The following is a 16,728-nucleotide window of genomic DNA, read 5'->3' on the forward strand; positions in this document are numbered from 1 at the left end:
GAGGTCAGGCAGCCTTTTGCCCAAGGCGGAAATAACGCCAGGGCGTCCACCAATGGTAACGGCGTTCCAACTGGCCGGGTACCGGATCGAGCCCGCTCGTGCCTCCGGGGCCGCAGCGCGCCACGCGAAACAGCGTCATCCAGCCGCCGGCCCACAGGCCATGGCGGGCAATCGCCTCATAGCCATATTCAGAGCAGGTCGGTATGTGGCGGCAGGAATTGCCGACAAAGCCAGAAAGGGTCAGTTGATACAGGCGAATGAAGCCCATGCCGAAGAGCCGGTCGGGCGTCTTGCGGAAAGGGCCGGAATAATTGCGGGATTGTGCCTTTCGACCGGATGGCTCTGCATTGCGTCGCGCGCTCCTTGGAGCTGCAGCGCCGCCCTCGTCTTCATCATCGTCCTGCATGAGACAGAATTGACACATTGCTCGGCGCCTCGATCAGACGGCTTCGGCCGTTTTGGCGTTTCCGCCCTGGCGTGCCGCCTCGATCTGCCCAATCGCATCGACGACGGCATCGAATGTCAGCATCGTCGATGCGTGGCGAGCCTTGTAATCCTTCACCGGCCTTAGGTAGCGCATGTCCTCGAAGCGCCCGCTCGGCCCCTCGCCGTCTGCCTTGAGCATGGCAAGCATATCCTCGCGTGCCTGGCGCAGTTCTTCCGCCGAAGCTCCGACGACGTGGCGGGCCATGATCGAGGATGATGCCTGACCGAGCGCGCAGGCCTTGACGTCGTGGGCAAAATCGGTCACGACGTCGCCGTCCATTTTCAGCCAGATTTTTACGCGAGAACCACACAGTCTGGAATGGGCCTGGGCAGTGGCATCGGCGTCAGGAAGACTGCCGATTCGGCCGATATTGCCGGCAAACTCCAGAATTTTGCTGTTGTAGATGTCGTCCATCACAGATTCTGCTCCGATGCACCTGTGTTGCGTTTCGCAATAAAAAACACAGCGTGTCCATTCAGGACACTTTCACAGGGACAATGCCATACTATATGTATGTCGTTCGAAGACCATCGAAATGCAATGGTCTTCTGTAAGTTTGATGGGAAACCGTGCAGGACGGCAGGCTTGTCCGCCAGCCAGAACGCCCCGGAGCCCGCCAAAGGTACACAATCTCCGTGTCTCGGGGAATGCCAGTGGCGAGTCCGACAAGATGATATCCGCGTAGCGGGTCAGGAGATCCACAGGTAATGGACGCCATTGTAAAGAACTTTCCGCAAGTCGTTGAATCCGAACGTCCTTCGCAGAAGGAAGCCGAAGACGCAGTCCGCGTCCTGCTTCGCTGGGCCGGCGACGATCCGCGGCGCGAGGGTCTCCTCGATACGCCCGAACGCGTCGCCAAGGCCTATCGCGAGCTTTTCGCCGGCTACGACATGAACCCCGAGGATGTGCTCGGCCGCACCTTTGAAGAGGTTGCCGGCTATGACGACATCGTTCTCGTGCGCGACATTCCGTTCTTCTCGCATTGCGAACACCATATGGTACCGATCATCGGCAAGGCGCATGTCGCCTATCTGCCGAACGGCCGCGTGCTCGGCCTGTCGAAGATCGCCCGTGTCGTCGAGATCTTCGGGCGCAGGCTGCAGACGCAGGAAGCCATGACCGCGCAGATCGCCAATGCGATCGACGAGACGCTCCGCCCACGCGGTGTTGCCGTCATGATCGATGCCGAGCACATGTGCATGGCGATGCGTGGCGTGCAGAAGCAGGGTTCGTCGACGCTGACCACGACCTTTACCGGCGCCTTCAAGGCTGATCCGGCTGAACAGGTTCGTTTCATGTCGATGGTCCGGGGACGCTAACCGCGCTTCAACGAAAGAGCCGGAGATGAATCTGATTTTCAATGCGCCTTCCGAAGACAAGTCCGAGCTCGAAGACGCAGGCGATTTCACGCCCCGTTTCGACGATCGCGGCCTGATCACCGCGATCGTGACCGACGCGCATGACGGCGAGCTCCTGATGGTCGCGCATATGAATGCCGAGGCGCTCGCTCTGACGATCAAGACGGGAACGGCGCACTATTTCAGCCGCTCCCGCGGCAAAATCTGGAAAAAGGGCGAAACCTCCGGAAATTTGCAGGCTGTGAAGGAAATCCGTACCGATTGTGATCAGGATGCCATCTGGCTGAAAGTGGAGGTCGCCGGTCACGACGCAACGTGTCATACTGGGCGCCGTTCCTGCTTCTATCGGACGGTCGAACTCGAGGACGGGAAACCGATGCTGAACGTTGTCGATGATCACCTGCATTTCGATCCGAGCGAAGTCTACAAACAGTAAGCCCAATCGATGGCACGTCGTCCCAGAAGCAACGGCCGGATATACGATTTGGAAACGAAAAAGGGACAGTATTTTAGCAAGAGGCATATAAGCCTCGGAGGAGGCTTTAAATGCTGAATTGGGGGTTGAATCGTCAGAACGGCGGACAGAACTGGAACGGTTCAGGTACTTCCAACGATACGTCCAATCCGCTTGTCGCTCCCGCTCCTCCCAAGAAGGTCAAGATTGCGCTCGCACTCGGGGGCGGCGCCGCGCGCGGCTGGGCGCATATCGGCGTATTGCGCGCCCTGGACGAAGCGGGAATCGCAGTCGGCATGATCGCCGGCACGTCGATCGGCGCGTTGGTCGGCGGCTGTTATCTTGCCGGCAAGCTTGACGAACTGGAGGCTTTCGCCCGTTCGCTGACCATGCGTCGCATCGCGAGCCTTCTCGACCTGACCATTGGTGGTAGTGGCCTGTTCGGCGGCATGCGGTTGACCAAGCGCATGCAGGAACATCTCGAAGGCCTATCGATCGAGGATCTGGATCATCCTTTCGTCGCCGTCGCTTCGGAACTCAACACCGGCCACGAAGTTTGGATTGCGCACGGCTCCCTCATTACTGCGCTGCGGGCGTCATACGCCCTGCCCGGCATTTTCGAGCCGGTGCGCTCCAACGGCCGCACCCTGGTCGACGGCGCTTTGGTCAATCCTGTGCCGGTTTCGGTGTGCCGCACATATGAACAGCCGCTCGTGGTCGGCGTAAACCTGCATTACGATCTTTTCGGCCGCTCCGCCGTGGTCAAGCACAGTGTCGCCTCGCCCAATGGCGATCTGCTGCGACGCGAAGACACTCCCGCCATGAGACTCGGCATGACCGGCGTCATGGTGCAGGCTTTCAACATCATACAGGATAGAATTGCGCGCGCGCGTCTTGCCGGCGATCCGCCCGATCTTGCGCTGCATCCCCGGCTTAGCGATATCGGCCTCTCCGAATTTCATCGTGCCGGCGAGGCGATAGAACGCGGCTACGAGGAAACATTGGCGAGATTGACGGAAATCCGGCGCATGCAGGAAGCCTATGCCCGGTAGGGCGTAAATTGCAAAAGGTGGACGTCTGTTCGGAGCCTCTTTCGGCCAAGGGTGCACAAGAGGGTTCGGTAGATGCCGCACGATCCGGCGCTTCTCTTTGAGCTCAGCGCGTTCGTCGCTGCAATCGACCCACTGGGTCGATTGCTTCGGCTGGGTCGAGCCGTTCCTCGACCTCACCCAGCGATATAAGCCTTGATCTGCTCGGCCTCGAGCTCGATCTCACGGATGCGCCATTTGACGACGTCACCGATCGAGATAATGCCGGAAAGCTTACCCTTCTCTTCGACGGGGACATGGCGGAAACGACGTTGCGTCATCAGCTCCATCAGCTCGTCGGTCGTGGTGTCTTCCTTGCAGCGATGCACCTTCGCGGTCATCAGCGATGCGATCGGCTTGTCGAGGCATTCTGAGCCATGCTTGGCAACCGCATTGACGACATCCCGCTCCGTGAAGATACCGGAAATCTTGCCGCCCATGGCGGTGACGACGATTGCACCGATACGCTTCTCATTGAGAATCTTGGCAGCCTCGGCAAGCGTCGTATTACCCCCGGTGGTCACGACATCGCGGCCTTTGGCGTCAAGTATGGCCTTTACGGAAACAGACATTCAATCCTCCCATCTCGAAAGCACAGTGAACACTCAAGCGTCCGATATGTTCCGAAATCACCCCCCGGATTTCAAAGCGGCGCTCTGCTCATCGGCAGAGAAGGTCTCCTCCACCTTCCCACCGATACGTAGGAATGGTGCGCCCGCGGAGGCAAGAAAGCAACAGCTTCATTCATCGAAGGGCGCGGGTTCATGCACTTCAATAGATGGCTGCCGATCGAACAGTGAAAAGAGCAGAAACCCGAAGAGAAAGCCGCCGATATGGGCGTCCCAGGCCACCGGCTGCGAGCTGTCGCCGGCAAGCGTGATGCCGAAGGCGACAAGTGCGTTACCGGCGACCCACATGACGATATAGGCAACGACAGTGCGGCTTCGCAGTGAGTCGAGAATGGTGAGGCGCGGGTTCAGATGCGCCTCCCGCATGGGGAGGCGACGGCCATCCATGGCGGGAAATGCGAAGCGGCAAGCCGCTCCCATGAGTGCCGAGACGACCCCGGATGCCCCGATCAGTAGCGTCTGGTCGCCCCAGTAGAGAGCGGCATGCATGAAGGCCGAGGCGGCGGACGAGAGGATCCAGAAAATCACGTAGCGCGTGCCGCCGATGCGCCGCGCCACCGGCGCCGCGAAGACCATTAGCCAAAGACTGTTGAAGACGATGTGCTCGATTCCGCCGTGCAGCAGCGAGTAGGTCACGGGGGTCCAGAGCCATTCCAGGCCCTGCTGCGACAGCGGAAGCGCATAGCGGGCGGGAATGAAGCTGAACGTGAAGTAGAGCCAGTTCAGCGTGTCGTCGGACCACCATGGCAGGTTCATGACTGCAAAGACGATGATCAGGACGGCCAGACTTGCCAGAATGACCGGAGGCAGGTTGAAGGCCGGGACGCGCTGTTGCGGCCGCGGATCTTCAGGTTCTTGGCGCGGCAGCTGTTCATCGTCCATGTCTTGCTCTGCTTTTCCATAGATGAAGTCGACACATAGCACAGCAGGAATCAAAAAAAAGCCGTCCAACGTTGTGGACGGCGTATCGGGCGTTTCTCTCAGGGACTGGCCTGAAAAGGCCTATCCCACGCCCGGGATAGTTGGTGCTGATGGTCACTTGCGTGAAGTGATGAACAATTCCTTTCATTCATCGTCGCCAAAGGCAATCGAAACCACTTGTTAACCCTAACAACCCGGCCCTGGCATGGAATTCGCTACGTATGAGGTGAAGGCAATGAATGCCGTAGTATTCGAACCAAAATGGGACACGGACGCATTATGCGCCAGAAGACGAGCACCGAAATATTTACCTACTGGGAGCAGGTCCGCGGCGATGCGGATGCCCCGCTGCGCAATTTGATACAGCCATCGGCGGTTAGCCGTATCCTGCCCGAATTGTTCATCCTGGAGAACACTTCGGATGACAATCCGCGCTTCCGCTTAGCCGGCACTACAATCTGCAGCCTCATGGGACGCGAGATCCGCGGCGAGAATTTTGCCGCTTTATGGGCAGGAAGCCAGCAAGACGATCCGGTTCGTATTGCCGCCGGCGTGATGACGCATGTCGTCCCCGCCTTGATCAATGCCACCGGCTACAGCGTCAGCGGCCGCAGCATGACTTTCGAGATGGTATTGATGCCGCTGCGCACATCCGGCGATATCTGCGACAGGTTGCTGGGATGCCTGACGCCGACCGCTCGTTCGACATGGCTCGGCAACGAGCATCTGGATTTCCTGGCGCTCGACCGCAGCCGCCTGCTTTACGAGCGCCCTGCCCGCCTCGTGGATGCGCCGTCCCATCCGGACCCGGTCGATCTCCTGCCGGTTCAGGAAAGTGCCGGTCTCGGCGAATGGATGCGTCGGAAGTTGAATCTCGCATTGAATGACGGCGAACAAAGCAAGATTGATCCATCGCGAGACAGATTCGGTCGTGGTCTCTAAGCTACGTCTTAGGAAAGACAACCTTACCTTAAGAAGTTTCGGCTAATAACTGCAGAAGACGCAATCGGTTCGAGAAGCTTTTCCATGCATTCGTTCCAGCCGGTCCACGCGACACGGTCAAATCAGACGGCAGGCAATGCCCTTCGCAACGATCAGCGGACCTTCCAGCGGGTTCCGATCAACATGCAGGGTCGCCTGATGCTGGCTAATTACGAGGAATACGAATGCCTGGTGACGGAGATGTCGCCCGGCGACATGTATGTCACTTGTCTCGGCCGCCCACGCGCCGCTGAGCGCGTCATCGCCTACATCGATCATCTCGGCCGTGTCGAAGGCAATGTTGTTGCGATCGACGGCCGCGGCTTCAGCATGTCGATCAATGCGACCGAGCGCAAGCGCGAGAAACTGGCGGCGCAGTTGACCTGGCTTGCCAACAAGCACGAGCTCGGCCTGCCGGAAGATCGTCGTCACGATCGACTGATGCCGCGCAATACGACCAGCGAACTGACACTGGATGACGGCACAGTCCATATCTGCCGTATCATGGACCTTTCACTGTCGGGTGCTGCCGTGGACATCGAAATCCGCCCGACCATCGGCACGCCGGTGCGCCTCGGCAACATGCGCGGCCGTGTCATCCGTCACTTCATGGAGGGCGTCGCGATCGAGTTCCTCTCCCTGCAATCGCGCGAGACCTTGCGCGAATTCCTCTGATACTGTCATCCTCCTGTTGCGCAGCGCCCGGAAATAGCGGCGTCTATGTTTCACGCTCGACGGCACGAGATGCTCTATCCGGAAATAATCCCATATGATCAGGGTCTGCTTGAGGTCGGCGACGGCCAGCGGATCTTCTGGATGCAATCCGGCAATCCGCAGGGCATGCCTGTCGTCATCCTGCATGGAGGGCCCGGATCCGGTAGCTCCGCGGGAGCGCGGCGTTATTTCGATCCGCAATATTACAGGATCATTCAGTTCGACCAGCGCGGCTGCGGCGATAGTTTCCCGCATGCGTCCGAACCGAGCATCGATCTATCGGCCAATACGACATGGCATTCGGTTGCCGATATCGAGCGGTTGAGACTGCTGCTCGGCATAGAGCGCTGGATCGTATTCGGCAATTCCTGGGGGTGCACGCTCGCCCTCGTCTACGCCGAAACCCATCCGGAGCGCGTGGACTCCATGCTGCTCGTCGGCATCACCATGACGCGGCAATCCGAAATCGACTGGCTCTACCGTGGGCTTGGTCGCTTCTTTCCCGAGGAGTGGTCGCGCTTTCGTGCGGCCGTGCCGGAGGAAGCGCGCGACGGCGATCTGGTCGCGGTCTATTATCGCCTGTTGATTGATCCGGATCCGGCCGTTCACGCGAGAGCGGCGGGCGATTGGCACGAATGGGAGGCCGCCTCGATCCTGGTCGACCCTCGCGCGACCCTGTCCGCGCGCTGGTCCGACCCGCGCTATCTGACGGCACGGGCGCGCATCATAACGCACTACTTCCATCATCGGGCCTGGCTGGAGGATCGGCAGATCCTGCGTGACATCCATCGGCTCGCCGGTATCCCATGCACGATGATCCATGGACGTCTGGATCTCGAGGCGCCTGTGGTTACCGCGTGGGAATTGTCACAGGCTTGGCCAGCAGCGCAGCTGGTCATCGTTCCCAACGCCGCCCACTCGCCCGCGACAGCAGAAATGGCGGCTGTCATTGTCGAGGCGGCCGATGCGCTTCGTGTCCTCGGCACAAAATAAAAGTTCAAAAATTTTTCGCGCCTGTTTTCCCAAAATGAGACAGTCCAAGGCGATTTCCCCTGTCATGGGCATTCCGTTGACGTTCCGGTGGAAACTTTTCGTCTCGCCACGGCGCTATTTTTGACTGAACCGACGTGTGGCTGTTAAGAATTCAGCCGACCGGAAATCATTTCAAAACAGTTCGATACTGCGATTTTCCGAGCGCGAGCCAATACCGAAAACACTCAAATTCTAATCAAATTTGCCGAAAACTTGATTCAAGTTTTCCGCTTGTTTTATGAAAATTTTCTCCGGATTTGAATAAACTAAGTCCTTAATTTGACTGCGTAATTTTGCGCCGGATAAAAGCATGCGTGTCATTCTGGTCCCAATAAGAACAGGGACAGGGACATGAACTTTCAATTCGTACTTCGCGGCTGCGCCGCATTGGCGCTCGCCACTCTCGGCTTCTTCGGCTTTGCTCAGGCCGCACCTGCCAACATGACGATTACCGGTGACGCCGCGCCCCCGATCGGTCACTACGAGTTCTGCAAGGAGAACCCGCGCGAGTGCGCCTATGCCGGCGGCGACGCCGGTCCGATCCTCCTCTCCCAGGACAGCTGGAAGGCGATCCTGAAGATCAACTACACCGTCAACACGACGATCAAGCCGATGACCGATATGGAACTCTACGGCGTCGAGGAAAAATGGGCGATCCCGACCACCGCCGGCGACTGCGAGGATTTCGCATTGCTGAAGCGCAAGCAGCTGATCGATGCCGGCTTTTCCCCGTCCGACCTGCTCATGACCGTCGTGCTGCAGCCGAATGGCGAAGGCCATGCCGTTCTGACCGTTCGCACCGACCGCGGCGATTTCGTTCTCGACAACATGCGCAACACGGTAAAGCTCTGGTCGGAAACCGAATACACCTTCCTCAAGCGCCAGTCGGCTGACAATCCGGCCCGCTGGGTCAAGATACAGGACGGCCGCGCCGTCGCAGTCGGCAGTCTGAAGTGAGCCTACACGCCATATCCGATCGTCGGCGACCTAGCGCCGGTGATCACGATCAGAGGCCCGGTCTCGTCCCCTGATTTCTGTCCAGGCCGGCGCCTCTGAGCCGTTCCCGCTGTCCCGGGAACGGCTCTTTTCGTTATTGGCGCATCCTTTGCAAAGCGAAAGCGAATAATTTCAGCGAGCCGGCACGACAATAGATTGGTTGCCGATGCACTTTTAATCCTTCATTAACCACTGTGGCGCCAAACATTTTCCTGACAAGACTCACCAAAGGTCTGGTGCCGCGGCGGTTTTGCCATCGACGATGGCTACCGAGGCGGAAGCAAATGAAGGCAAGAGCATGGCTTCTCCCCTGTCACACACCTCTGTGGTTGACGAACGGCCGCTGATCTCGAGCGGTCTCGTCTATAGGCTTACATCAGGCGCTGCCCTCCTGGCCGCCCTCACTGTCGCCATATCCGTCGGCGGTCATTGGCTCGGCGAGAAAATCTCGCTGGCCGGCCATACGACCGAGACCAAGGCCATTGCGGTAACGATCGGCGAGGACACGCTGCACCTCGCAGCCAACACCATCCGTTTCCCGAGCGAGCGAGTAGACGGAGCAGCCGAACGCGTCGATCTTTACCTGACGTGGCCGCAGATGCAGGGATATAGCGACGCCGATCGGCTACGCTTCGACGACATTTCCCAGTCATCCTCGCTGATTTTCCTGCAGCTCAGCCAGAGCACGATGTCGCGGGACATGTCGGGTCGCCTGGAGCCGATCTATTCGCACCTGATCGAAGGCGAGGCCTATGCCGGCCCCTACGGTCTGGCGGCGCATCGACTGCGTGCCGACGCAGGCTATAACGGCGAAGTGCTCCTGACAGCGCCACGCGCGGGCGAGCCTGATTATGTCGTGCGCTGCATCCTGCCCGCTTCGCCTGCCCTGGCAACCAGTGGCGATTGTCAGAGGGACGTGAAAGTCGGCAAGGATCTGAGCGTTCTCTACCGTTTTTCAAGTAACCAGCTTGGGGACTGGCACAGCATGGATACTGCCGTCCAAAGCTTCGTGAAGGCGCGTCTTGAGGATGCCGCGGGCGCCGGAACTCCATCTGTGGGCGGTCGCTAAAATGGCGCGAAAACCTGAAACCAACTGTTCATCATAAACCGATTGGTAACGCTAGGCCCTTAGTCTAGAACGCAACGGGCGTTTCTGGAGGCGGCGGCCGGATAATCGAGAATGTAAATGCAAGCAGAGAGTGATTTAGTGTCCAGATCAAACCTTCCCGCATCGTCGTCTCAGTCCGGTAAGATTCTGGCGAGAATGTTCCTTGGATTTGCGATCGCGACAGCAACGGTCACCGTGACCGTGGATGCCAATGCAGCCGGTGGCCCGAGATATGCGGGCATCGTTATCGATGCGAATACTGGCAATATTCTCTACAGCGAAAATGCTGATACGCTTCACTACCCCGCTTCGCTGACCAAGATGATGACGGTCTACCTGACCTTTGAGGCGCTGGAAGCCGGACGGATCACTCTGGACACGCCGGTCGTCTTTTCCAGGAACGCCGCCGCTCAGGCTCCGACGAAGCTCGGCGTTGGCGCCGGCCGGTCGGTGACCGTTCGCGATGCGATCCTCGGCATCGTCACCAAATCAGCCAATGACGCCGCAATGGCGCTCGGCGAGATGCTTGGTGGCTCGGAGGAAGGCTTTGCCCGCATGATGAACGACAAGGCGCGTGCGCTCGGCATGACACGCACGACCTATCGCAATCCCAACGGCCTGCCGAACACGGCGCAGATGACGACGGCACGCGATCAGGCGCGCCTTGGCATTGCCCTGCGCGAACATTTCCCGCAGTATTACGGCTTCTTTTCCGAGACGAGCTTTCGGTTCGGCAATCGCGTCATACCCGGTCATAATCATCTGATCGGCTCGGTTCGCGGTGTCGATGGCATCAAGACGGGCTATACGCGTGCCGCAGGCTACAACCTCGCGACTTCGGTGAAAGTGGACGGACGCTCCATCGTCGGCGTCGTCTTGGGCGGCGCTTCGACGCCGGCCCGCGACAATCAGATGCGCAAGCTGATCGCGGAATATCTGCCGCAGGCATCGACAAGGCACATTGCTTCGAATGTCATCGCGCAGACGCCGGCGACGACGCCGAATGTTCAGGCCGCAAGCGCCCGCATGGCGGACATCAACCGCGCAAAGATCAAGAACGATGAGACCGCGGAAGCCGTCGATACTCAACAGCCATCCAGCGCGGCAGCTTTTGCGGCGATAGCGCCCAAATCCGCCAATCCATTGCTCGCGGCCAAGCCGGCCCAACGCGCCGCCTCCGACGAGGTTGCTTCCATTACGCCTTCAGATGACGGCGATGAGGACGAGGTCGATACCGTCACGACTGCGTCGACGTCCAAGGCCGATACGAAGATCGTCAAGCTGCAACGGGCTGACAAGGCGGAAAAAGCCGAGAAGGTAGCAAAGGCAAGCAAGGCTGAGCGTGACCCGACCGGCTGGGTTGTGCAGATCGGCGTTTCTTCCAGCAAGGATGGTGCAAGCGATCTCCTCGATGCAGCCAGAAGCAAGGGCGGCAAGGCATTGCGCTCGGCGAAGCCCTATACGGTCGCCTTCGACGGCGGCTATCGCGCGCGCTTCGGTGGTTTCGATGATCAGAACTCGGCAATCAACGCCTGCAAGGCTCTCAAGCGGGCTGGCGTAAAGTGCTGGGCGAGTATGGAATAGAGGTGCGGCCTGAGTTTTCATGCCGCATTGCTTGAAGATCGGTCGGGTTTCTCTTGATGATGCCTGACCTTCCGGTCCCGGATGTCCATGGGGCCGGCCCTGAGTTTGTAACGTGTACGGGGACTTGAAATGGCAGTGAACGAGAACTTTCCCGGTTTCTCGCTCGATGGCGCGGGCAAGATGAAACCGAAGAGCTTTGCTCTTCATCCGTTGCATGAGGCGGCGATGCGTTTGGCGGACCTGGGTCTCAGCCGATCGCGTTCACGCAACAAGACGAAAGATCTGATCGGCATCCTGCTTTGCCATGGCGCGCGCGCCTGGCGCTATTCGCAGCCGGAGGCACATATTCACATCCACATCACCGCGCCGAGCGGTCGATCACCGGTCCTGATGCGGCTGCGTTAAGCAGCCGCCATACCTACAACAAACCGAGCTCGGAAAGTTCCCGCCGCAGGTCGGCAGGCAGCTCAGCGACACCGCCGAGACTATCGAGATCGCGCGGCACATCCTCCTGCGGCAGATAGCGCCAGCCCTGGAAGGGGCGACGCGGCTGACCGGTCGTTTCAATGACGCTTGGGTCAAGGATAAGCCGGCAACGCTGTATGCCTTCGGCGTCAGTGAAGGTCTCGATGCCGAGCAGCTTCTGTCGCGCCTGCACCTGCCCCTTGATCACCCAGTAAAGCGAGCCTCCATCCAGCAGGTCGTCGATGCGCTTCGGTACCATGCGCGTGGTATGCGTGGTGTGCGGCTCCAGCCCGGCAGCAATGGCATTCATCGCCCGCTCGGAAACCCATTCGCGCAGATCCTCGAGCGAATCCGCGCCCACGCATAATTTGATGAGATGCAAAGCCATAACGCCGTTGAAATCCTTTTGACCGACAGCGTCAAGCTTTTCGCTGTCGACATCCACAAACTCGATATCATCCTTATCCGAACATGGAATGATTCTCGGAGATGTCGATGAATGGCGCCGACAATTACCCCGCCCGCGAATGGACAATGGCTGAAGAGCCGAGCGAGCTCGGATGGTCTCGCTCTGCCTTGGCAGAAGCTCATGAGTTTGCCGAGTCTATAGGGTCTTCTGCGATGATGATCGTGCAAGGTGGTTTGGTTGTAAGCGCCTGGGGTAACATTGCCGATGTGACGGGCATTGCCTCGATGCGCAAGAGCCTGCTCAGTGCGTTGATCGGCATACATGAAGCGGAGGGCACGGTTGATCTGGGTTTAACCTTGGCCGAACTCGGAGTCGACGACTGCGAACCGGCGCTGACATTTTCGGAAAAGCAGGCAACTATCGAAGATCTTCTGATGTCGCGATCGGGAGTTTATCACGCTGCCGCCGATCAGGATCCCGCCACATTGCCACCTCGGGGAACTCACTCTGTCGGGGAGCAATGGTTCTACAACAATTGGAGCTTCAATGTTCTGGGGGTCATCCTCGAGCGGTTGACCGGGATTCCAATTGCCGAGGATTTTTCTCGCCGCATTGCTCTCCCGCTCCAGATGCAGGATTTCCAGCCGCAACATTTCTACTTCAAGACAGTTCCTCAATCCTCGCATCCTGCGTACAAAATCAGAATGTCGGCTCGTGATTTGGCTCGCCTGGGCCTGCTTCTTCTGAATGAAGGCCGATGGCGCGGTACCCAGATCATTCCGGCGGAATGGATAAGCAGAAGCGTCAAACCCTATACGGACCTCGGGCGTGGCGTGGGTTTCGGCTACAGCTGGTGGACCGGGCGATACGCATTACGGTCGACAACGATATCAGTTCGCGACCATAAGGAAGATATGCCGTTCTACTGGGCATCCGGTATGGGGCATCAGTATCTTATGGTCTTTCCGGCCATAGGAACGATCCTGATTCACAGGGTAGCCGATACCGCCAACGGTCCAAGCAATCAGCAGATCGAACAATTGCAGACCATGATCCTCGGCAGCCGTACGATCGGCGTGCCCCTGACCACGCCAATCACTAAATGATTTTCAATCTAAGCTAGGGTCTAAACCCGTATTGGGCACTCAGCATTCCACGACATTCACGGCAAGGCCGCCGGTCGAGGTCTCCTTGTATTTCTCGCTCATGTCGTGGCCGGTCTGGCGCATGGTTTCGATGCAGGCGTCGAGCGGCACGAAATGCTGGCCGTCGCCTTTGAGGGCAAGCGAGGCGGCGGTGACTGCCTTGACGGCGCCAAGCGCGTTGCGCTCGATGCAGGGCACTTGGACGAGGCCGGCGACGGGATCGCAGGTCATGCCGAGATGATGCTCCAGAGCGATTTCCGCGGCATTTTCGATCTGCTCGGGCGTGGCACCCATGACGGCGGCAAGCCCCGCAGCCGCCATCGCGGCCGCCGAACCCACCTCGCCCTGACAGCCGACCTCGGCGCCGGAGATCGAGGCATTGTGCTTGATGATGCCGCCAACGGCGGCAGCTGTCAGGAGGTAGTTATGGATACCGTCGCGGTCCCAATCCTCGTGGAAGTGCTGGTAATAGCGGATCGTCGCCGGGATGACGCCGGCGGCGCCGTTGGTCGGCGCGGTGACGACGCGGCCGCCGGCTGCATTCTCTTCGTTGACGGCCATGGCATAGACGCTCAGCCAGTCGTTGGCGAGCAGCGGATTGATGCGGTTGCTGCGCCATTCCTCCTGCAGCTTGTCATGGATGGCGCGAGCCCGGCGGCGTACCTTCAAGCCACCCGGCATGATGCCGTCGACCTTCAAGCCGCGATCGATACAGCTGCTCATCGCGGCCCAGATGCGGTCGAGCCCGGCATCGAGATCATCGCTGCTCATGCGCGTTTCTTCGTTGGCGCGCTTCATCTGTGCGATCGAAAGACCCGAGCGCTCGGCCATTTCGAGCATCTGCTTGGCGGTGGCGAAGGGAAATGGGATGCGCTCGCCGGCCGCGGCCGGCTTCTTCTTGTCGGCGCGCATCTGTTCCAGCTCCGTATCGGTGACGACGAAGCCGCCGCCGACGGAATAGTAGATGCGTTTGACGAGCAGGCGATCATCCTTGTCGAGGGCGGAAAAGCTCATGCCGTTGGCATGGCCCGGCAGCGGCACCTTCTTGTCGAAGATGAGATCGGTCTTGGGCTGGAACTGGTAGGCCGGATGGCCAGACGGCGTGATGCGTCCGCTGCGTTCGACCTCATCTATAATGGCATCCATATGGTCGGGATCGACGTTGTCGGGCCGCTGTCCCATCAGGCCGAGAATGACGGCCCTGCCCGTGCCGTGGCCGATACCGGTATGGGCAAGCGAGCCGTGCAGGCTGACCTTGATCGAAGCGACATGCACGTTCGACGACGGGCGCGGCCACTCGTTCGACAGCAGCAGGTCCAGGAAGCGATTCGCGGCGGACATCGGCCCCATCGTGTGCGAGCTGGACGGTCCCACACCGATCTTGAAGACGTCGAAAACGGAAAGAAACATGGACCTTTGGTGCCTCCTCGGCAAATCGATTATGGTGAAGGCTACGCTATCGGGGCAACCTTGCACGGCGATCGACCGACATCGGATTTCATGGCAGCGACATTACATATAGGCATCGAGCGAGGCAAACAGAAGGCCATTGCGCCCGGCCAGAGCTGAGCTACAGTCGACATCGGATTGATCTGGAGAATCTGCCTTTATGACGACTGCCGACTATGTCGCCCTCGCCCTGTTCATTTTTCTCTGGGTCGCGCTGAACTGGATCACCGGCAGCGCTCGTTTCTTCAATCGCACCAGCCTGACGTTGGCGATGAACGAACGCCGGCGCGAGTGGATCTACAATTCGCTACGCCGCGACCTGAAGATGATCGATACGCAAATCCTGTCCGGCCTGCAGAACGGCACCGGCTTTTTCGCCTCCACCTCGATCTTCGCCATCGGCAGCTGCTTCGCCTTGCTCGGCGCCACCGACAAGGTCAACGCGTTTTTCTCAGATCTGCCTTTCATTCTCAATGGTGGCCGCACCGCCTTCGAGATCAAGGTGGCGGGACTGGCCTGCCTGTTCGGCTATGCCTTCTTCAAATTCGGCTGGGCCTATCGCCTGTTCAATTACTGCACCATTCTCTTCGGTTCCCTGCCGATGAGAGAGGACGCCATTCTCGATCCCGTGCGCGCCGAACATGCCGCCGAGCGCGTCGTCCGCATGAACATCATTGCCGCGCGCAGTTTCAACGCCGGACTGAGAGCCATCTTCCTGTCGATCGGTTATCTCGGCTGGTTCCTCAGCCCCTATGTCTTTATGGTCACGACGATGTTCATCATCATCGTGCTGATCCGCCGACAGTTTTTTTCCGACGCCCGTCTGGCCATCATGGACAGCGATGTGCCATGACAAGGCCGCGTCCGTTCGAACCGGCGCCACGATTTGAGTTCATGCCTGGAAGGACCCGCCAATGGTCGCTATCGCCGAGAGCGCCGATGCACCCGTAAAAACGCCCCGCATCGGCATTCTGGATACGGCGCGTGGCGTCGCTCTTCTGGCGATGGCAAGCTATCATTGCACCTGGGATTTCGAGTTTTTCGGCTATCTCGACGGCGGTACGGCAGAAACCGGATGGCTGAAATTTTACGCCCGCGCAATCGCCAGCACCTTCCTGTTTCTGGCTGGGTTCAGCCTCGTGCTCGCCAATACGCCCAGGATTCGCTGGCGCTCCTACTGGCGGCGCCTCGGCATGATCGTGGCCGCCGCCGCGGCGATCTCCATCGTGACCTTTTGGTTTATCGGTGCGGGATGGATCTACTTTGGGATCCTTCATTCGATTGCCGCCGCCAGCCTGATAGGCTTGCTGTTCCTGCGGCTGCCGGCCTTCGCAACTCTGCTGATCGCCGCTTTGCTGGCGGCCGGCATTGTCGTCGATAACGTCATTGCCCCCTTTGGGCTGCATTCCGCCGCATTCGATACGCCATGGCTCTGGTGGGTCGGCCTATCGGAGAGCCCCCAGCAATCGAACGACTACGTGCCGCTCTTCCCCTGGTTGACGCCATTTCTGTTCGGTCTCGGCGTCGCGCAGGTGGCAATGTCCTTCGGCTGGCTAGAGCGGCTGGCGACATTCGGCCCGGGCCGCAATCTGATTGCCCGCGCCGGCCGTCACAGCCTGATCTTCTATCTCGTTCACCAGCCGTTGCTGTTCGGTCTTGTCTATCTTCTGTCGCTGGTCGCCCCGGCTCCGCAGCAGGATCCAGCGGTCGGCTATATCGGGCAATGCGTGGCGTCCTGCACGCGCTCTGGCACCGAAGCCATGTGCCGCAGCTTCTGCCAATGCACGCTCGACAAGTTGCAGGCGCAAAATCTCTTCAAACCCCTGGAATCCGGGGCAATCAAGGCAGATAGCGATGAACGTGTAAGCCGAATCGCGATACAATGCACGGAAGAAGCGCAATGACAGG

The 16,728-nt window shown here is 59.2% G+C and carries 19 protein-coding genes; 13 read left to right on the forward strand and 6 right to left on the reverse strand.

What is annotated here, in order from left to right; all coding sequences use genetic code 11:
* Positions 1–4: 4 nt before the first annotated feature.
* Together yidD and GA0061101_RS13805 are read right to left on the reverse strand one after the other, a co-directional pair.
* Complete coding sequence (gene yidD / locus GA0061101_RS13800; protein ID WP_047556688.1) at positions 5–424, reverse strand: membrane protein insertion efficiency factor YidD; 420 nt, start codon at positions 422–424, stop codon at positions 5–7.
* Positions 425–439: 15 nt separating this feature from the next.
* On the reverse strand, positions 440–901 hold the full coding sequence (locus tag GA0061101_RS13805) for an iron-sulfur cluster assembly scaffold protein (RefSeq protein ID WP_037202234.1): 462 nt from the start codon (positions 899–901) through the stop codon (positions 440–442).
* 293 nt (positions 902–1,194) lie between these two features.
* Here GA0061101_RS13805 and folE point away from each other — a divergent pair, with 293 nt between their 5' ends.
* From folE to GA0061101_RS13820, 3 genes are all read left to right on the forward strand, one after another.
* Positions 1,195–1,806, forward strand: a complete 612-nt coding sequence (gene folE, locus GA0061101_RS13810; RefSeq protein WP_037202236.1) for a GTP cyclohydrolase I FolE — start codon at positions 1,195–1,197, stop codon at positions 1,804–1,806.
* A 25-nt stretch (positions 1,807–1,831) separates the two neighbouring features.
* Positions 1,832–2,281 carry a phosphoribosyl-AMP cyclohydrolase gene (gene hisI, locus GA0061101_RS13815; RefSeq protein WP_037202238.1) on the forward strand — a complete coding sequence of 150 codons (450 nt, stop codon included), beginning with the start codon at positions 1,832–1,834 and terminating at the stop codon, positions 2,279–2,281.
* 110 nt (positions 2,282–2,391) lie between these two features.
* Positions 2,392–3,351 (forward strand): patatin-like phospholipase family protein, encoded by a 960-nt coding sequence (locus GA0061101_RS13820; RefSeq protein ID WP_092573764.1) that lies wholly within the window; start codon positions 2,392–2,394, stop codon positions 3,349–3,351.
* Positions 3,352–3,524: 173 nt separating this feature from the next.
* On the opposite strand, the gene GA0061101_RS13825 is transcribed toward GA0061101_RS13820, so the two are convergent.
* Positions 3,525–3,959, reverse strand: coding sequence for a CBS domain-containing protein (locus tag GA0061101_RS13825; RefSeq protein WP_037202244.1), 435 nt, complete (start codon positions 3,957–3,959; stop codon positions 3,525–3,527).
* A 168-nt stretch (positions 3,960–4,127) separates the two neighbouring features.
* Positions 4,128–4,898: a rhomboid family intramembrane serine protease gene (locus GA0061101_RS13830; protein WP_092573765.1), complete on the reverse strand. Its 771-nt coding sequence runs from the start codon at positions 4,896–4,898 to the stop codon at positions 4,128–4,130.
* A 318-nt stretch (positions 4,899–5,216) separates the two neighbouring features.
* Between GA0061101_RS13830 and GA0061101_RS13835 the strand changes: the two genes are divergently transcribed.
* From GA0061101_RS13835 to GA0061101_RS13865, 7 genes are all read left to right on the forward strand, one after another.
* Positions 5,217–5,879, forward strand: a complete 663-nt coding sequence (locus GA0061101_RS13835; protein ID WP_092573766.1) for a PAS domain-containing protein — start codon at positions 5,217–5,219, stop codon at positions 5,877–5,879.
* 84 nt (positions 5,880–5,963) lie between these two features.
* The gene (locus GA0061101_RS13840; RefSeq protein WP_037202247.1) at positions 5,964–6,593 is read left to right on the forward strand and encodes a PilZ domain-containing protein; all 630 of its coding nucleotides are present in this window, start codon (positions 5,964–5,966) and stop codon (positions 6,591–6,593) included.
* Positions 6,594–6,638: 45 nt separating this feature from the next.
* Positions 6,639–7,625 carry a prolyl aminopeptidase gene (gene pip, locus GA0061101_RS13845; RefSeq protein ID WP_092573767.1) on the forward strand — a complete coding sequence of 329 codons (987 nt, stop codon included), beginning with the start codon at positions 6,639–6,641 and terminating at the stop codon, positions 7,623–7,625.
* A gap of 390 nt (positions 7,626–8,015) precedes the next feature.
* Positions 8,016–8,621 carry a transglutaminase-like cysteine peptidase gene (locus GA0061101_RS13850; RefSeq protein WP_037202251.1) on the forward strand — a complete coding sequence of 202 codons (606 nt, stop codon included), beginning with the start codon at positions 8,016–8,018 and terminating at the stop codon, positions 8,619–8,621.
* Between the two features lie 337 nt (positions 8,622–8,958).
* Positions 8,959–9,729, forward strand: coding sequence for a hypothetical protein (locus tag GA0061101_RS13855; RefSeq protein WP_092573863.1), 771 nt, complete (start codon positions 8,959–8,961; stop codon positions 9,727–9,729).
* A gap of 117 nt (positions 9,730–9,846) precedes the next feature.
* The gene (locus tag GA0061101_RS13860) at positions 9,847–11,352 is read left to right on the forward strand and encodes a serine hydrolase (protein ID WP_092573768.1); all 1,506 of its coding nucleotides are present in this window, start codon (positions 9,847–9,849) and stop codon (positions 11,350–11,352) included.
* A 129-nt stretch (positions 11,353–11,481) separates the two neighbouring features.
* Entirely contained in the window at positions 11,482–11,757 is a 276-nt protein-coding gene (locus GA0061101_RS13865; RefSeq protein ID WP_037202255.1) for a hypothetical protein, read from the forward strand.
* 13 nt (positions 11,758–11,770) lie between these two features.
* On the opposite strand, the gene GA0061101_RS13870 is transcribed toward GA0061101_RS13865, so the two are convergent.
* Complete coding sequence (locus tag GA0061101_RS13870) at positions 11,771–12,205, reverse strand: DUF1489 family protein (RefSeq protein ID WP_037202257.1); 435 nt, start codon at positions 12,203–12,205, stop codon at positions 11,771–11,773.
* Positions 12,206–12,312: 107 nt separating this feature from the next.
* On the opposite strand from GA0061101_RS13870, the gene GA0061101_RS13875 reads away from it, so the two are divergent.
* Positions 12,313–13,332: a serine hydrolase domain-containing protein gene (locus GA0061101_RS13875; RefSeq protein ID WP_167669547.1), complete on the forward strand. Its 1,020-nt coding sequence runs from the start codon at positions 12,313–12,315 to the stop codon at positions 13,330–13,332.
* Positions 13,333–13,371: 39 nt separating this feature from the next.
* Here GA0061101_RS13875 and GA0061101_RS13880 read toward each other — a convergent pair whose 3' ends face one another.
* Positions 13,372–14,781, reverse strand: a complete 1,410-nt coding sequence (locus GA0061101_RS13880; protein WP_092573770.1) for an L-serine ammonia-lyase — start codon at positions 14,779–14,781, stop codon at positions 13,372–13,374.
* Between the two features lie 199 nt (positions 14,782–14,980).
* Here GA0061101_RS13880 and GA0061101_RS13885 point away from each other — a divergent pair, with 199 nt between their 5' ends.
* Entirely contained in the window at positions 14,981–15,673 is a 693-nt protein-coding gene (locus tag GA0061101_RS13885; protein ID WP_037202261.1) for a DUF599 domain-containing protein, read from the forward strand.
* 61 nt (positions 15,674–15,734) lie between these two features.
* The gene (locus GA0061101_RS13890) at positions 15,735–16,724 is read left to right on the forward strand and encodes an acetyltransferase domain-containing protein (RefSeq protein WP_037202264.1); all 990 of its coding nucleotides are present in this window, start codon (positions 15,735–15,737) and stop codon (positions 16,722–16,724) included.
* The last annotated feature ends 4 nt before the right edge of the window (positions 16,725–16,728 follow it).

It is taken from the genome of Martinezella lusitana, assembly GCF_900094565.1.
GTDB classification, from domain to species: domain Bacteria; phylum Pseudomonadota; class Alphaproteobacteria; order Rhizobiales; family Rhizobiaceae; genus Rhizobium; species Rhizobium lusitanum.

Bases quoted from the DNA above. Each gene is read 5' to 3' on its own strand.
- yidD (WP_047556688.1), bottom strand. From the start codon at position 424: ATGTGTCAATTCTGTCTCATGCAGGACGATGATGAAGACGAGGGCGGC.
- GA0061101_RS13805 (WP_037202234.1), bottom strand. From the start codon at position 901: ATGGACGACATCTACAACAGCAAAATTCTGGAGTTTGCCGGCAATATC.
- folE (WP_037202236.1), top strand. From the start codon at position 1,195: ATGGACGCCATTGTAAAGAACTTTCCGCAAGTCGTTGAATCCGAACGT.
- hisI (WP_037202238.1), top strand. From the start codon at position 1,832: ATGAATCTGATTTTCAATGCGCCTTCCGAAGACAAGTCCGAGCTCGAA.
- GA0061101_RS13820 (WP_092573764.1), top strand. From the start codon at position 2,392: ATGCTGAATTGGGGGTTGAATCGTCAGAACGGCGGACAGAACTGGAAC.
- GA0061101_RS13825 (WP_037202244.1), bottom strand. From the start codon at position 3,959: ATGTCTGTTTCCGTAAAGGCCATACTTGACGCCAAAGGCCGCGATGTC.
- GA0061101_RS13830 (WP_092573765.1), bottom strand. From the start codon at position 4,898: ATGGACGATGAACAGCTGCCGCGCCAAGAACCTGAAGATCCGCGGCCG.
- GA0061101_RS13835 (WP_092573766.1), top strand. From the start codon at position 5,217: ATGCGCCAGAAGACGAGCACCGAAATATTTACCTACTGGGAGCAGGTC.
- GA0061101_RS13840 (WP_037202247.1), top strand. From the start codon at position 5,964: ATGCATTCGTTCCAGCCGGTCCACGCGACACGGTCAAATCAGACGGCA.
- pip (WP_092573767.1), top strand. From the start codon at position 6,639: ATGTTTCACGCTCGACGGCACGAGATGCTCTATCCGGAAATAATCCCA.
- GA0061101_RS13850 (WP_037202251.1), top strand. From the start codon at position 8,016: ATGAACTTTCAATTCGTACTTCGCGGCTGCGCCGCATTGGCGCTCGCC.
- GA0061101_RS13855 (WP_092573863.1), top strand. From the start codon at position 8,959: ATGGCTTCTCCCCTGTCACACACCTCTGTGGTTGACGAACGGCCGCTG.
- GA0061101_RS13860 (WP_092573768.1), top strand. From the start codon at position 9,847: ATGCAAGCAGAGAGTGATTTAGTGTCCAGATCAAACCTTCCCGCATCG.
- GA0061101_RS13865 (WP_037202255.1), top strand. From the start codon at position 11,482: ATGGCAGTGAACGAGAACTTTCCCGGTTTCTCGCTCGATGGCGCGGGC.
- GA0061101_RS13870 (WP_037202257.1), bottom strand. From the start codon at position 12,205: ATGGCTTTGCATCTCATCAAATTATGCGTGGGCGCGGATTCGCTCGAG.
- GA0061101_RS13875 (WP_167669547.1), top strand. From the start codon at position 12,313: ATGAATGGCGCCGACAATTACCCCGCCCGCGAATGGACAATGGCTGAA.
- GA0061101_RS13880 (WP_092573770.1), bottom strand. From the start codon at position 14,781: ATGTTTCTTTCCGTTTTCGACGTCTTCAAGATCGGTGTGGGACCGTCC.
- GA0061101_RS13885 (WP_037202261.1), top strand. From the start codon at position 14,981: ATGACGACTGCCGACTATGTCGCCCTCGCCCTGTTCATTTTTCTCTGG.
- GA0061101_RS13890 (WP_037202264.1), top strand. From the start codon at position 15,735: ATGGTCGCTATCGCCGAGAGCGCCGATGCACCCGTAAAAACGCCCCGC.